This window comes from Cedecea davisae (assembly GCF_044095835.1).
Lineage (GTDB): Bacteria > Pseudomonadota > Gammaproteobacteria > Enterobacterales > Enterobacteriaceae > Cedecea > Cedecea davisae.
Genome location: NZ_CP172054.1, coordinates 4,467,673 through 4,482,105 on the forward strand (window position 1 = coordinate 4,467,673; position 14,433 = coordinate 4,482,105).

General features: G+C 54.4%; 14 protein-coding genes. 5 read left to right on the forward strand and 9 right to left on the reverse strand.

Features of this window, described 5'->3' with window-relative positions:
- Position 1: 1 nt before the first annotated feature.
- The 4 genes from ACG1VR_RS21380 to soxR all read right to left on the reverse strand — a co-directional run bounded on the left by ACG1VR_RS21380 (position 2) and on the right by soxR (position 4,887).
- A complete protein-coding gene (locus tag ACG1VR_RS21380; protein WP_016517462.1) occupies positions 2-1,648 on the reverse strand; it encodes a Na+/H+ antiporter in 1,647 nt (548 codons plus the stop codon).
- Positions 1,649-1,792: 144 nt separating this feature from the next.
- The gene (ghxP, locus tag ACG1VR_RS21385) at positions 1,793-3,142 is read right to left on the reverse strand and encodes a guanine/hypoxanthine transporter GhxP (protein WP_016517461.1); all 1,350 of its coding nucleotides are present in this window, start codon (positions 3,140-3,142) and stop codon (positions 1,793-1,795) included.
- Positions 3,143-3,479: 337 nt separating this feature from the next.
- Positions 3,480-4,148 carry a glutathione S-transferase family protein gene (locus ACG1VR_RS21390; protein ID WP_395489754.1) on the reverse strand — a complete coding sequence of 223 codons (669 nt, stop codon included), beginning with the start codon at positions 4,146-4,148 and terminating at the stop codon, positions 3,480-3,482.
- Positions 4,149-4,431: 283 nt separating this feature from the next.
- On the reverse strand, positions 4,432-4,887 hold the full coding sequence (soxR, locus tag ACG1VR_RS21395; RefSeq protein WP_016517458.1) for a redox-sensitive transcriptional activator SoxR: 456 nt from the start codon (positions 4,885-4,887) through the stop codon (positions 4,432-4,434).
- An 80-nt stretch (positions 4,888-4,967) separates the two neighbouring features.
- On the opposite strand from soxR, the gene soxS reads away from it, so the two are divergent.
- Positions 4,968-5,291 carry a superoxide response transcriptional regulator SoxS gene (gene soxS, locus ACG1VR_RS21400; protein ID WP_016517457.1) on the forward strand — a complete coding sequence of 108 codons (324 nt, stop codon included), beginning with the start codon at positions 4,968-4,970 and terminating at the stop codon, positions 5,289-5,291.
- On the opposite strand, the gene ACG1VR_RS21405 is transcribed toward soxS, so the two are convergent.
- Positions 5,282-6,880, reverse strand: coding sequence for an EAL domain-containing protein (locus tag ACG1VR_RS21405; protein WP_395489755.1), 1,599 nt, complete (start codon positions 6,878-6,880; stop codon positions 5,282-5,284). The two genes, soxS and ACG1VR_RS21405, sit on opposite strands and share 10 nt — an antisense overlap.
- 440 nt (positions 6,881-7,320) lie before the next feature.
- Here ACG1VR_RS21405 and ACG1VR_RS21410 point away from each other — a divergent pair, with 440 nt between their 5' ends.
- On the forward strand, positions 7,321-7,602 hold the full coding sequence (locus ACG1VR_RS21410) for a YjcB family protein (RefSeq protein WP_016517454.1): 282 nt from the start codon (positions 7,321-7,323) through the stop codon (positions 7,600-7,602).
- Between the two features lie 43 nt (positions 7,603-7,645).
- Here the strand turns inward: ACG1VR_RS21410 and modA are convergent, their stop codons facing one another.
- From modA to ACG1VR_RS21430, 4 genes are all read right to left on the reverse strand, one after another.
- Positions 7,646-8,350, reverse strand: a complete 705-nt coding sequence (modA, locus tag ACG1VR_RS21415) for a molybdate ABC transporter substrate-binding protein (RefSeq protein ID WP_395491133.1) — start codon at positions 8,348-8,350, stop codon at positions 7,646-7,648.
- Positions 8,350-9,402: an ABC transporter substrate-binding protein gene (locus ACG1VR_RS21420; protein WP_395489756.1), complete on the reverse strand. Its 1,053-nt coding sequence runs from the start codon at positions 9,400-9,402 to the stop codon at positions 8,350-8,352. The genes modA and ACG1VR_RS21420 overlap by 1 nt, the downstream gene beginning before the upstream one ends.
- 80 nt (positions 9,403-9,482) lie before the next feature.
- Positions 9,483-9,869 carry a tautomerase family protein gene (locus ACG1VR_RS21425; protein ID WP_279050446.1) on the reverse strand — a complete coding sequence of 129 codons (387 nt, stop codon included), beginning with the start codon at positions 9,867-9,869 and terminating at the stop codon, positions 9,483-9,485.
- 1 nt (position 9,870) lies between these two features.
- Entirely contained in the window at positions 9,871-10,203 is a 333-nt protein-coding gene (locus tag ACG1VR_RS21430) for a carboxymuconolactone decarboxylase family protein (protein ID WP_395489757.1), read from the reverse strand.
- Between the two features lie 97 nt (positions 10,204-10,300).
- On the opposite strand from ACG1VR_RS21430, the gene ACG1VR_RS21435 reads away from it, so the two are divergent.
- From ACG1VR_RS21435 to ACG1VR_RS21445, 3 genes are all read left to right on the forward strand, one after another.
- Positions 10,301-11,167 carry a LysR substrate-binding domain-containing protein gene (locus tag ACG1VR_RS21435; protein WP_395489758.1) on the forward strand — a complete coding sequence of 289 codons (867 nt, stop codon included), beginning with the start codon at positions 10,301-10,303 and terminating at the stop codon, positions 11,165-11,167.
- Positions 11,168-11,542: 375 nt separating this feature from the next.
- Positions 11,543-12,925: a diaminobutyrate--2-oxoglutarate transaminase gene (locus ACG1VR_RS21440; protein ID WP_039897806.1), complete on the forward strand. Its 1,383-nt coding sequence runs from the start codon at positions 11,543-11,545 to the stop codon at positions 12,923-12,925.
- Between the two features lie 14 nt (positions 12,926-12,939).
- Positions 12,940-14,412, forward strand: a complete 1,473-nt coding sequence (locus ACG1VR_RS21445; protein WP_395489760.1) for a pyridoxal phosphate-dependent decarboxylase family protein — start codon at positions 12,940-12,942, stop codon at positions 14,410-14,412.
- Positions 14,413-14,433 lie beyond the last annotated feature (21 nt).

Here is a 14,433-nt window from a genome sequence, read left to right on the forward strand (position 1 = left end):
TTTACTGACGTTCGATCAGCAGAGCTTCAAGCAGGTCGAGATCGTGCAGCAGCTTTTGCAGGGTCTCGTTGCTGATTTGCTGGGTAGCACGCAGATGGTAAAGCTCCGCGCGCTCCGAACGCAGCGCGGTGAGGCGGAAGCGGCGTTCAAGATTCTCTTCCAGCTCGCTGCTTTCAACATCATTACGCCCGTCGGCGCGGCGGCGTAAGTTGCCGATAACCCTTGAACTGACCTCTTTCAAAAGCTGGTCATCTATGTTCTCTTCGCTATCCGCTGCAAGGCGTTCTTCCATTTTCTGAATGGCAACGATCGCGACTTCAGCCGTTGCCGAACGCGCCAGCCGCTCTTCCTTACGCGCTACCGTTTTGTCCCCCACTTCGACGTTTCTCAGCAGGATAGGCAACATAATGACCCCGGCAAACAGCGAGAACAGGATAACGCCAGCGGAGAGGAAGATAAGCTCATAGCGAGCCGGGAACGGCGTACCGTCTCCCAGGAACAGCGGAATAGAGAGCACACCGGCGAGAGTAATTGCTCCGCGTACCCCGGCGAAAGAGGCGATGCACAGCTCACGCGTGGTAAACGAGCCAAACTCCAGCGGGCGCTTTTTCATAAAGCGAAGGCTAATGCGCTTCATCGACCACAGCCACAGGAAACGCACGGCAATCAGCGCGAAATAAATCATGCCCACGTCGAGGAACAGCATCCACAACTCTACGTTCGGGTCGGCATTTGCCGCCGCTACGGAGGTCTCAAGAATGCCGGGCAGTTGCAGGCCCAACAGCAGGAACACCATGCCGTTGAAGACAAATTCCAGCATCGCCCAGACGCTGTTTGCACGCAGGCGCATAGCGAGCGGTGCGCTGCGTAACACGCCGGACCGGGTAATGGTCATCCCCGCGGCAACCGCAGCCAGGATGCCCGAAACGCCAATATGTTCGGCAATCAGATAAGAGGCGAACGGTAACAGCAGCAGCAGCAGAATTTGAGTTGCCGGTTCATCGCCGCTCCAGCGGCTCATCAGGCGCAGCGACTTACCGTACAGCAGGCTGACGGCAATCCCCGCCAGCAGGCCGCCAATCGCTACCTTAAAGAACTCAAGCGATGCTCCGCCAACGGTGAACACCATTGTGCCCACGGCGACGGCGACCGCCATCTTCAGCGATACCAGGCCAGAGGCGTCGTTCATCAGCGCCTCGCCCTGCAAAATCCCCATGATTTTTTTCGGGATGCGCCCTTCGCCAACAATCCCAGACAGCGCCACGGCATCCGTCGGCGACAGCACCGCCGCCAGCGCAAAAGCAGGAATTAGCGGAATACCCGGCACCAGGAAGTAAATCAGGAAGCCGATCCCGACCACGGTGACCAGCACCAGCACCAGCGCAAGGCCGATAATCTCCCGCCCATGGTTAAGAAACTCATGGGTCGGCGTTTTCCAGCCGTCGGCAAACAGCAGCGGCGGGATAAACAGCACCAGGAACAGTTCCGGGTCAAATTCAACGTGCAGGCCAAAATGCGGCCACGCCAGCAGCGCGCCAATGGCGATTTGCATCAGAGGGAGCGGGATCTGGAAGGGCAACATGCGTGTTGCCACTCCGGAGAGCGAAACCACGAGGGTCATAATGAGGATGGTAAAGAAAATTTCCATGTTTTCCTTGTAAGCGATGTGTGAAGTGCCACCTTTGAAGGTTGTTTTAATAATAAAACAACTTTTTGCACCACATTGGAACCGGAAATGCCCGAAGAGAGGAAAAGCGGCGGGTTACAGAACGCAACCCGCACGAATTGAAAATCAGATTGCCCAGCCACCGGCGTAGAACGCCACCAGCGCCACGGCAATAACCACGGTGCCGATATTCAGCTTGCGCCATTCGCCGGACACTACGCGGCCGATAACCAGAGAAGCAAAGCCGATCATGATGCCGGTAACGATATTACAGGTCAGCACGATGAAGACCGCAGTTATCAGGCCAGCCATCGCATCTACGAAGTCGGCAAAGTCGATTTTTGCCACGTTGCTCAGCATCAGCAGGCCAACATACATCAGCGCCGGAGCGGTTGCGTAGGCAGGAACCAGATAGGAGAGCGGGGAGAGGAACAGGATAAGCAGGAACAGCACGCCAACGGTGATGGCTGTCAGGCCGGTTTTACCGCCCGCCGCCGTACCCGCTGCGGACTCGATGTAAACCGCAGCCGGAGCCGCACCCACCAGACCTGAGAACACGCTGCTCAGGGAGTCAGTTGTCAGCGCTTTGCCGCCGTCGATAATCTGGCCGTCTTTATCCAGCAGGTTTGCCTGACCGGCAACCGCGCGGATAGTGCCGGTTGCGTCAAATACCGCGGTCATGACCAGCGCCAGTACGCTTGGCAGCACAATCGGGTTCAGCGCGCCCATGATGTCGAGGCTGCCAATCAGCGAATTGCCTTTATCATCGCTCAGGGAAGGCATAGCGAAGATACCGGAGAAGTGAACATTCGGGTCAAAAATCAGGCCGATGATCGAAACCCCGATAATGGTCAGCAGAATACCGCCCGGTACTTTCAGTTTTTCCAGGCCGATAATCACCGCCAGGCCAATCAGCGACATGATTACCGGGAAGCTGGCAAAGTGGCCCAGCGCAACCGGCAGACCGTCCAGCGGGTTCTTGATAACCAGGCCCACGCCGTTAGCGGCAATCAACAGCAGGAACAGGCCGATGCCAATCCCGGTGCCGTGGGCAACGCCCATTGGCAGGTTGCGTAAAATCCAGCTACGAATGCCGGTGGCGGAGATAATGGTAAACAGCACGCCCATCAGGAATACCGCACCGAGTGCAACCGGCACGCTGATGTGCTGGCCGAGCACCAGGCTGAAAGCGGTGAATGCGGTCAGCGAGATGGCGCAGCCGATGGCCAGCGGCAGGTTTGCCCACAGTCCCATCACGATGGAGCCAACGCCCGCAACCAGACAGGTGGAGACGAAGACCGCCGCCGGAGGGAAACCGGCTTTGCCGAGCATGCCCGGGACCACTATCACGGAGTAAACCATGGCGAGGAAGGTTGTCAGACCGGCGACAACTTCCTGGCGCACGGTACTGCCACGTGCAGAAACTTTGAACCAGGCGTCGAGTGAGCCGCCGGCACGCGGAGAAGGTGTAGACATAGTGAAAAATCCCCTGAGATTTTTAGAATGACGTTTGCCCGGGCGGTGGACAACCCGCTGCCAGTTAAACGTTGTCTCCCTGCGCTACGATTGTGACAAAAGGGGTGTCACAAAAAAGCAAACGTTTAACTCCGCACAGACAAATCGGTGTATCAGAATTAAGGCAAACGATTATCCAGCCTTCCTTACGGGATTTTCAACCTAACTTTTGCGCTTTTCGTGGAAAATATGCCCAGCTGATGAATAAATCACCGCATCATGCGCAAACGTTATCGTCGATGCGCAATTTCGCAACAAAACAGCAAACTGTTGGCGCAGTTTTCACCCGATTCAAAAATTAGTCGCCGGGGATCTCAAACGGCCCACCCTGGTTCAGCGCCCGCTGCCACGCAGGCCGCATTTGCACGTTTTTCATCCATGCCTGGGTATGCGGCATATCATTCACCTCCCCGCGAGCAAGGAGCGCGGCAACCGGGAAGCTCATCTGGATGTCCGCCGCGCTGAACTGCTGCCCGGCAAACCACGGGAACTGGCTCAGGTGCCCTTCAACGTAGCGAGCATGGGTGGCAATTTGCTTATTGAGATACGCCTTTTGCACTCCCTGCCCCAGCGCTTTGCCGACCGGACGCAGCGGCCAGGGAACCGGCGCTTTACCCAGGCGACTAAAGACCAGCTTCAGCAACAACAGCGGCATGAGCGACCCTTCGGCATAATGCAGCCAGAATCGATATTGCAGCTTGTCGTTTATCTCTGCGGGCTTAAGGCGGCCCTCTTTGTCGTAACTTTCCTGCAAGTATTCGAGGATTGCGCCTGACTCCGCGAGGATGTGGCCGTTATCTTCCACTACCGGCGATTTACCCAGCGGGTGAATTTTCTTTAACGCCTCCGGCGCCAGCATGGTCGGTTCACGCTGATAGCGAATGATTTGATAAGGCAGCTCCAGCTCTTCGAGCATCCAGAGAACGCGTTGTGAGCGAGAGTTATTGAGATGATGAACCGTCAGCATTCGGTAACCTTTTGTTTAGCCTGATGGAGTAACTATAGGAAACACGCTCCCGAAAAGCCCGTCAAAAAATGTACAAAAAAAGAGCAAATTGACCTTGCGAAGTTCGGGGTGGGGCCTACACTTTAATTATCAACGCAGACCGGAACCTCCTGAGAAAGCGTAATTGAGGGGCGTTGACGTCGGGGGAAACCCTCCTGCCAGAGCGGGATAGAGCGAAAGACAAAGACCGGGAATAAAACTAAAGCGCCCTTGTGGCGCTTTAGTTTTTTATGCAGTGAGAGATTTAGTCTTCCAGCAGGCGGGCACCGGTGCCCTGCTCGCCGAGTTTGTCGCCAGGGTTACGCAGCGGACAGTCCACCCCGGACAGACAGCCGCACCCGATGCAGCCGTTTAGCTCATCACGCAGCGCGGTCAGCGTGGCAATGCGGTGATTCAGCTCCTCACGCCATTGCGAAGAGAGCTTCTTCCAGTCGTTTTTGTTGATCGAATGCCCGTCAGGCAGCACGCCAAAGGCGTCACCTACGGTGCTGAGCGGAATGCCGATGCGCTGGGCTATTTTGATTATCGCCACCGTTCGCAGCACATCGCGCTGATAGCGCCGCTGATTGCCCGCGTTCCGCGTACTTTTAATCAACCCTTTGCTTTCGTAAAAATGCAGCGCGGAAACCGCCACGCCGCTGCGCTTTGCTACTTCGCCCGGCGTTAACAACGTTTTTAGTCGAGAGATTTTCTTTTCCACAATGCTCTTTACCTCAAGTTAACTTGAGGAATTATACTCCGGCTCAACGAAACTTGCTAACCCGTAAATGAGGACGACTCATGGCTCACCAGGACATCATTTATACGCTGACTGAATGGATTGATGAACATATTGACCAGCCGCTTAACATCGACGTGGTGGCAAAAAAATCCGGTTATTCAAAGTGGTATTTGCAGCGAATGTTCCGCACCGTGATGCATCAAACGCTGGGCGACTATATTCGCCAGCGCCGCCTGCTGATGGCGGCTACCGAGCTAAGAACCACTCAGCGGCCAATTTTTGATATCGCTATGGACTACGGCTACGTCTCGCAGCAAACCTTCTCCCGCGTGTTTCGCCGTGAATTCGACCGCACGCCAACGGACTACCGCCATCAGGCCTGAGTGGCTCGCCCGGAAGCAAGGTTGATGCCGCCTGGCGTGTACAGCCAGGCAATAAATTCCTGAGGTGGAAGCGCCTTCGCAAAATACCAGCCCTGGCAGAACTCCACGCCGTGCTCCACCAGCCACGCAAGCTGTGCTTCGGTTTCCACGCCTTCGGCGATAGTCGTCAGGTTAAGGCTGTGGGCTATTTCAATAATATGTTCTACCAGTAAGTGGCTGGCTCGCTCGCTGGTGACCGAATCAATAAAGCTTTTATCGATTTTTAAGATATCGACGTTTAAATATTGCAGGTTGTGCAGGTTCGAATAACCGGTGCCAAAATCATCAATCGCTACTTTAAACCCGGCATTACGAAACTCCTGAATAACCGGCCTGGTTTTTTCAACATCAATAAATCCACGCTCGGTAACTTCAATTTTTATCTGCCCGGGCCTGATGTTATAGGTTTTAATGCGCTCGGAGAGAACATTAATCAGGCGTGAAGAGTGAAAATCCGCCGCCGAAAGATTTATCGAAACGTACAGCCCCGGATGGTCCGCCAGAAACTCACCAAAGTCTTTAAATACCGCATCCACCACATAGTCTGATATTTTGTGAATCAAGCCTTCAGATTCAGCCAGCGGAATAAATGTGCCGGGGCTGATGGTCTGCCCGTTAAAATTAACCCAGCGCAGTAGCGCCTCTGCCCCAACGCAGTGGCCGTTCTGAATATCAATTATCGGCTGGTAATGAAGCTTAAGCTGTTTTCTGGCCAGCGCTCTTTGCAGCATACGACGTGGTGAATTAAGCTGCTGTCGGGTTCGCGACCACATCATAAGAATTATAAGACTGCAAATAACACCCAGCGGCAAAGTCAGCGTCAGCTGGTGATACCACTGGCGGTTAAATAGCGTTTCTGAAGTCGAAACAATGACCGCTATCGGTCTTTTTGCCGAATAGTTAATGGTGTAAAAGCGGTTATCGTGGGTAAAGGTTTTCTCTCCACGCAGAATAAAGCCGTGCAGCAGATCGCTATCGGCGCCGGGGCTTAAAGAAAAGAAACTCCTGGTGACGGTATCAAACACGCCGTAGACCAAAGAATCGTCCTCAGACAAAACTTCCGACCAGGTAAGTGGATTAATTACCGCGATATAATTACCACGCCGCATATAAGTCATTTTATGACCGGCGTAAAAAGGCGTATCCAGATAATAGTTAATTGCCACATCTGGCTTGCGGGTATAGGTCGGCGGAGGGGCAGGAATGGGTTTTAACGGTTTATAGCTGGTAGAACAAAGCAGCTGATTGCCTTTAGCGTAAATTAAGTCGGCGACAAAAAGTTTACTGCGCACAATATCCAGCATGTTAGCCATATGTTCCGGGCTACATATATTTCCAGAAAAATTCTCGGCTTCGCTGCGGGCGTCATTAACGTGGCTGATGACAATTTCCGTCTTTTCCATCACCAGCTTGCCAAAAGAGTGCAGATGCTGCTGGGTGTCACTGGTTGCGCGCATATGCGCAAAATAGATAGCCAGCATAACCGGCAGGCAAACCATCAGGACAAATCCTGATGTGCGCAACACCTTTAAATAGACTCGTTTCACCATGATGCCCACATGTCCCTGCTATTAACCGCTCATTTTTTATGTCTTACCGGAACCACCTGATGACCGCCGATTACGTTGCATCATAAAGCCTGTTTTAGCAATAGGATTCAGGCGTTAACTCAGCGAAAATTAATTTGCGCAACAATAAGATAAGTTAAATCGGGAGACTGTTTAGCTTAAGATTTGACCTGCCGAGTGAATATGATTTTTTCTGGGGTTAAAGCAGCAGGGAATGATTATTTAAACGAAATTGCGGTAAACGTCAGATAAACAAAATGTTCACCGCTGCGCGGCTAATTCCAGCTTAAAAAGACGCCTTTCCGGCGATAAAAACGACGAAAAAACACGCTCAAAACTGGTGATTAAATGCCCAACAGTGATAGACTTCACATTATTGATGCAACAAACAAGAAAGTTGCAGTGATCGAGGAATAAGGTGAATGGCAACAATTACTACCGGCGTTTTTTTGCTGCGCTGGCCGCTGGTCAGTGCCGTTTTGATGTTTCTGGCAAGTAGCCTCAATATCCAGTTTCGCCGCTCCGACTACCGGATACTGGCATTTGCCTGCAGCGGGCTGGGCATCGCCGCGTCATGCTGGTTTGCTATGGGTTTATTGGGCCTGACGCTGGAGGATTTCCCGCTTATCTGGGCATCCTTTAAGCAACTGCTGGTGAACGTAATCTCACGCATGCCGGCAGAATGGCCAACCATGATGCCCTGACGGGGCCTCATAAAAGCCGCTGCTGCCAGCGGTTTTTTATTATTCAGGCGCTAAAACCACTCTGCAATAATATTCCCCGGGCGCTATCGGAGCCGAGAAATGCCCACAGCGGCCTTGCCCGTTCATCGCACAGTGCCACGCCGTAATTCGCTTCAATATTATAAGGCTGAGGAATTTCAAACACTCTCAGCTCCTTATGCTGTTTTAAAACACCGGCATAGCTACGATAGCCAATAAAGAGATCGGCCTGGCCGCTGCCGATTAACCACGCGGCGGCAAGCTCTCCCTGCGGAACCGGTTTGCTGTCCGGCCCGCCAACCAGCGGTATGGCCCGGTGGTGTAGCTCAACGCCAAATCGCGACTGCAACCCGGCAAATAGCTGCCAGGTGTAATCACCTGAAGGGTCGCTGCCGGGCGTGGAAGTGGCAATGCGAAGCGCGGGATTAGCCAGCAAGCTTAGCCAGTCGCTCTTCTCCTCCACCACTTGCGCCGCCGCCGTCACACAGAGCGTGTTCCCGGCAAAACGCTGAACCGCAGAAGCTATCCCCTGCTCCAGCAGCGCCTGAGGATGAGCCATATTCGCCGAGGCAAACAGGCTGCAATATTCACCAGCCTCAATACGTTCCCTCAGCATACCTGCCGGAGCAAACCGGGTATCAACATGGATGCCGGTTTCACGGCAGAACTGCGCCATCAGCGTCTGCCAGGCAAGGCGCAGGCTTCCCGCCGCCAGCACCTGCAAATCCATCACTCAACGCCCTCATAATGCGTACGATAAAAACGCTGATACCAACTGTCGGCGATTTTCTTCATATCAATGTCGCGGAATTTTTCCGGGTAGAGTTTTTTCGCCATCCATAGCTCGCCTATAGCCATCGCCTCCGGCATCGGGTAGCCCCAGGCCTTGGCGTACTCCGGCATAAGCCAGACGCGGTGGTTCTTCACCGCATCAATAGTCTGCCACTGCGGATCGTTTTTGATTTCATTCACTACTTTCGGGTAGCGATCCTGCACGAAGATCGTCTGTGGATCCCAGGCGATCACCTGCTCCATTGATACCTGTTTGAACCCTTTAACGGTGGCTGCTGCAACGTTTAGCGCCCCCGCATGGGCCATCATCAAGCCCGTGTATTTACCGGAACCGTAGGTCGTCAGGTCAGGGTTAGCCATATAGGCCCGAACGCGCTGGCTTTCAGGGATGTCTTTCAGCCGCTCGCTGACAAGCTTACGCTCGGCGAAAGTGGCCTCCACAAGCTCTTTAGCCTGCTGCCGTTTGTTGACCACTTCGCCAATCAGCGTGATGCCCTCTTTAAGACCCAGGTTATAGGCCTGCTCTTCATCGCCCATAGAAGGATTCAGCTTGTCCTGCTCGCCCGGCTTGTCGTGCCGCAGGGAGATCGCTATCACCGGAATGCCGAGCTTGCTGATGCTGTCGATCATCTCCTGCGGCGCGTAGTTGGTGACAAAGACCGCCTGCGGATGTAGCGCCACCAGTTTTTCCGCGTCAACGTGGGTCAAATCACCAAGCTGAGCCTTATGCTCAAGCTCAGGAGCCAACCGGGAGTAGCCGTCGCCCAGTTGCTGCTTCCAGTTAGCCAGAATGCCGACCACTTTGTCGGTGGCGTTCATCTGTACCAGCAGGTTGAGGGTTTGATGCTGCAACACCACCACGCGGTCAACCTCATCGGGAATAGTCACCTGGCGGCCAAGTTGATCGGTTATGGTGCGGTTCGCCAGCGCGGCGAGCGGGGAAAGCAGTAACAGAGCGCCTATAGTCAGGCGGCGAGTCAATAAATTCACGGCGGGAGTCCTGATAATCGTTGTGCATTGAAATATACAGCGATGACTCCCCCGCGCCCAGCGATTTTAAGGGGTAGAGGCTACGCCGGAACCAGGCTTGCCGTTCCGCCGCCAAAAGACCAGTCCTCAGGATTGTTATGCCGGATAACCACCATAACGTCATTGGGATGGATCCCTGGTTTGGCGGCCAGCCTCTCCGTAAGCACCTGGTAGAAGCGTTTTTTAGTTTCGATACTGCGCGGCTTTCCCGCCGTAATCTCAACCAGCAGCCATGCATTACTGCGCGGGCCAGCCATATAATGACGGTCAAAACGCAGTTCCGTTTCAGCCAGTTGATGAACAACCTGGAACAGGTCATCAGCAGGCACGTCAAAAGCTTCGACCAAAGCCTGCTGCACGCTGGCCGAAACCGCATCCAGATGTGCTGTCGTTTTCCCTTTAAGTAAGCTGAGATGAATAATCGGCATATTATTTCTCCTCGTTGCTATCGGCGATAATCAGCCGATCAAAAGCCAGTAATGCACTGTGCGCTGCGGGCCAGCCGGCATAAAAGGCGAGATGGGTAATCAGCTCGCTAATTTCCTCGTCACGAACACCATTTTGACGTGCCAGGCTCAGATGAAAAGGAAGCTGTTCAGGCCGGTAAAGCGCCAGCAATGCCGCCACGGTTATCAGGCTGCGGTCGCGTTTGTTAAGCTCCGGTCGCTCCCAGATATCTTTAAATAACAACTCGGTACTCAGGCTGGCAAGCTTAGGAGCCCTGCTCAAAACCCGCTGAATCTCTTGTATTTCCTCGCTCATGATGTCTCCTTATTGGCGTTGACAAACTGAGCATACTCATCAACTATCATTCCAAAAATCAGATAATTTTTTACTAACAATCCCGTTTTTTGGAACTATGGCGATGACTCATTTAGATCTCGATGTTCTGCAAACCTTTGTCTCAGGCATTGAACTGGGCTCGTTTTCACGGGCAGCGGACAGGCACGGGCGCTCCACCTCTGCGGTCAGCGCCCAGCTCAAAAAACTGGAGGAGCAGGTTGGTGCCCCGGTTGTTAAAAAGGCGGGCCGCGGCCTGGCGCTGACGCCGACAGGTGAAATCGTTTTTAGCTATGCAAAACGCCTTCTGGCGCTCAATGATGCCGCAATAGTCGCCGCCAGCGGCGCACGGCTGGGCGGCAAAGTGCGAGTGGGTTTTCAGGAGGATTTTGGCGAAGGTGTTTTAACCGACATACTGGGCGACTTTACCCGGGCTCAAAGCGCCGTGATTGTTGAAGCCAGAATTGCGCGCAATGCGGAGCTGGAATCGGCCGTTCAGCGTTCACAGCTGGATATGGCTTTACTTTGGCAAACGAATACCGGCTCCCTTCAGAACGAGTTGGGAAAAATCCCTCTGCACTGGATAGGTTCCGCCGAACGAGTAGCAGAGTGCCTTGCCGCCGGACAACCGCTTCCCCTTGCGCTCTTTGACGCCCCCTGCATACTTCGTACCCGCGCCCTCGAAGCCCTGGACGCAGCCGGTATTAGCTGGCGGATTGCATTCACCAGCAGCAGTCTTAATGGCCTCTGGTCGGCAGCCCGTGCCGGGTTAGGGATTACCGCACGTACGCTGGTGGGTAAACCTGACGATTTAGCGGTTCTCCACACCCTTCCCCGCCTCCCTGCTCTGGGCCTCTGCCTGCAACATGGCTCGTCCGGTGACAAGCCCACGCTGGATTTTTTGACCAAACTTATCGAAGAACGTATAGCCATTTTTTACCGCTAAACGCCGCCATAGCTTCCCGCTGCACGCCAAAAATAAAACCTCTGTTGCCGATGAATTTCCCCCGGTAACTTTTTGTGCTTAATTGTTTCCAGATAGCTCCCGATCTGGTCTGGCCAGATTGGAGCAATAAGAAAAATAGAGGCCTTACGGCGGCTTTTTTCCCTGCAATTGCCAATAGTTGGCAGATCCGATGTCTGGATATCTGCGAAACGTTTCATCAACCATTTGATTTTAAATTAAAAATATCGAGGAAAATAAATGATTGAGCGGGGGGGTAAAAAGCCATATATTGGCCGCGTTTTACGCACCCTGAATAACATTTAGTTTACTTAATTCAGCCGTTGCGCTTCTGCCGACGGTTGTAGGAGAGATATGATGACGGATAAAGTCCGTATTGATACTTTAGATGCACAATCTGCAAACGCTACCAACGAAACCTATTTGGCAAGACAGGCTGAATTCGAATCGAATGTCAGAAGTTACCCGCGCAAATTACCGTTCGCTATAGCCAAAGCCCAGGGCGCCTGGATAATTGACGTTGAGAATAATCGTTATCTCGACTGTCTGGCCGGTGCGGGAACGTTGGCGCTTGGCCATAACCATCCTGATATCCTGCAAAGCATCCAAAATGTCATTACCAGCGGCTTGCCGTTACATACACTCGACCTGACGACCCCGTTAAAAGACGAGTTCTCCGAATACCTGCTGTCCTTGCTGCCGGGCCAGGGTAAAGAATTTTGCCTGCAGTTCTGCGGCCCTTCCGGCGCTGACGCAGTAGAAGCGGCGATTAAGCTGGCTAAAAAGCACACCGGCCGCAGCGGCGTTATCAGCTTCTCCGGCGGCTATCACGGCATGACTCACGGCGCGCTGTCGGTAACCGGCAACCTCTCTCCGAAAGAGGCCATCAACGGCCTGATGCCGGAAGTCCAGTTCCTGCCGTACCCGCACCAGTACCGCTGCCCGCTGGGCATTGGCGGTGACGCCGGCGTGAAAGCGCTGACCTACTACTTCGACAACTTGATCAACGACGTTGAAAGCGGCGTGCGCAAACCTGCGGCCGTTATTCTCGAAGCGGTTCAGGGCGAAGGTGGCGTGAACCCGGCTCCGGCCGAGTGGCTGCAACGCATTCGTAAAGTGACCAAAGAGCACGGCATCGTGCTGATTATCGACGAAGTTCAGGCTGGCTTTGCCCGCACCGGCAAGCTGTTCGCCTACGAACACGCCGGTATTGAGCCAGACATCATCGTGATGTCCAAAGCCGTTGGCGGCGGTCTGCCGCTGGCCGTGCTGGGCCTGAGAAAAGAGATCGATGCCTGGGAGCCTGGCCACCACACCGGCACCTTCCGCGGCAACCAGCTGGCAATGGCGACCGGCCTGACCACGCTGAAATACCTGAAAAACAACAAAGTTGCAGACAAAGTTGCCGCTCAGGGCGAATGGCTGAAAGGCAAACTGGTTGAGCTGCAAAAGCGCTACCCGGTTATCGGCCACGTTCGCGGCCTGGGCCTGATGCTCGGGATTGAAATCGTTAAGCCTGAAGAAGCCCAGGATCATATGGGTTGCTACCCGGCCGACGGCGCGCTGTCTGCTCTTATTCAGAAGAAATGCTTCGAAGCGGGCCTGATTCTGGAGCGCGGTGGCCGTAACGGCTGCGTGCTGCGCCTGCTGCCATCTCTGTTGATCACTGACGATGAGCTGGAAATTTTCCTGAGCAAATTTGAACAAGCCTTGTTAGCCGCTGGCGCCAAAGCTGTCTGACCGGAGTGAATAATATGTCCCGATCTAACCCGATTCTGGCCTCCTCAGCGCAGAGCATTGAGGAATACCAGCAGGCGATCGCCCAGACCAGCCAGGCCGTAGTGGAATGGTTGCAGCAGCCTCAGATGTACCAGGGCAAAACCGTCGCCGAGCTGAAAGAACGTATTCAGCTCGACTTCAATCCTCAGGGCCTGGGCAACCAGGTCGCGATTGAACGCGCGATTGAGTATTTCCTGAAAGACAGCCTGCTGGTGCACCATCCGCAGTGCGTGGCGCACCTGCATTGCCCTAGCCTGGTGGTAAGCCAGGCCGCGGAAGTGCTGATTAACGCCACCAACCAGAGCATGGACTCCTGGGACCAAAGCCCGTCGGCCACCATCATTGAGATGAAGCTGATTGAATGGCTGCGCGCGCAAGTTGGCTACCCGGCTGGCGACGCGGGCGTGTTCACCAGCGGCGGCACTCAGAGCAACCTGATGGGTCTGATGCTGGCGCGTGACGCTTACTTTGCGCGTCAGGGTCACTCCGTCCAGCAGGACGGTCTGACCGGCGACATCCGCAAAATTCGGGTGCTGTGCTCTGAAAATGCCCACTTCTCCGTGCAGAAAAACATGGCGCTGATGGGCATGGGCTACCAGTCCGTCACGTTGGTGAAAACCGACGAGTTTGCCCGCATGGACGTTAGCGACCTGGCGAACAAAATCGCTCAGGCAAAAGCGAACGGCGAGCAGATTATGGCGATTGTCGCTACCGCCGGGACAACCGACGCCGGTGCTATCGATCCGCTGCGCGAGATTGCTAAGCTGGCTGCCGAACACAAAATCTGGGTACACGTTGATGCGGCCTGGGGCGGCGCACTGCTGCTTTCCGAAAAGTATCGCGATTACCTGGACGGCCTGGAGCTGGTGGACTCCGTGACTCTGGACTTCCACAAACAGTTCTTCCAGACCATCAGCTGCGGCGCGTTCCTGCTCAAGGATGAACGCCATTACGAGCTGATGCGCTACCAGGCTGCATACCTGAACTCCGAGTTCGACGAAGAGCAAGGCGTGCCAAACCTGGTCTCCAAATCTCTGCAAACAACCCGCCGCTTTGATGCATTGAAGCTGTGGATGGGTCTGGAAGCCCTGGGCCAGAAACAGTATGCCGAAATCATCGATCACGGCGTGACCATGGCGCAGAACGTAGCGGCCTATGTGGCTGACCATGCTTCTCTGGAGCTGGTGATGCAGCCGCAGCTGGCAAGCGTGCTGTTCCGCTTCCGCCCTGCAAGCCTTGCTGGCTACAGCGACGCCGAAGTGGCGCTGCTGAACCAGAAAATCGGCGATGCATTGCTGGAGTCCGGCCGCGCCAATGTCGGCGTGACCGAGCACCAGGGCGTTACCTGCCTGAAGCTGACCCTGCTGAACCCAACCGTGACGCTGGAAGACGTAAAAGTCCTGCTGGCGCTGGTTGAGAAAACCGCAGAGCCGCTGCTGAACGCCTAAGCGTTTGTACTCAGAGAAAAG

Coding starts and splice junctions, on each gene's coding strand:
- ACG1VR_RS21405 (WP_395489755.1), bottom strand. CDS start 6,880: ATGGTGAAACGAGTCTATTTAAAGGTGTTGCGCACATCAGGATTTGTC.
- ACG1VR_RS21440 (WP_039897806.1), top strand. CDS start 11,543: ATGACGGATAAAGTCCGTATTGATACTTTAGATGCACAATCTGCAAAC.
- ACG1VR_RS21390 (WP_395489754.1), bottom strand. CDS start 4,148: ATGCTGACGGTTCATCATCTCAATAACTCTCGCTCACAACGCGTTCTC.
- ACG1VR_RS21445 (WP_395489760.1), top strand. CDS start 12,940: ATGTCCCGATCTAACCCGATTCTGGCCTCCTCAGCGCAGAGCATTGAG.
- ACG1VR_RS21430 (WP_395489757.1), bottom strand. CDS start 10,203: ATGAGCGAGGAAATACAAGAGATTCAGCGGGTTTTGAGCAGGGCTCCT.
- ACG1VR_RS21380 (WP_016517462.1), bottom strand. CDS start 1,648: ATGGAAATTTTCTTTACCATCCTCATTATGACCCTCGTGGTTTCGCTC.
- soxS (WP_016517457.1), top strand. CDS start 4,968: ATGGCTCACCAGGACATCATTTATACGCTGACTGAATGGATTGATGAA.
- modA (WP_395491133.1), bottom strand. CDS start 8,350: ATGGATTTGCAGGTGCTGGCGGCGGGAAGCCTGCGCCTTGCCTGGCAG.
- ACG1VR_RS21435 (WP_395489758.1), top strand. CDS start 10,301: ATGGCGATGACTCATTTAGATCTCGATGTTCTGCAAACCTTTGTCTCA.
- ACG1VR_RS21410 (WP_016517454.1), top strand. CDS start 7,321: ATGGCAACAATTACTACCGGCGTTTTTTTGCTGCGCTGGCCGCTGGTC.
- ACG1VR_RS21425 (WP_279050446.1), bottom strand. CDS start 9,869: ATGCCGATTATTCATCTCAGCTTACTTAAAGGGAAAACGACAGCACAT.
- ghxP (WP_016517461.1), bottom strand. CDS start 3,142: ATGTCTACACCTTCTCCGCGTGCCGGCGGCTCACTCGACGCCTGGTTC.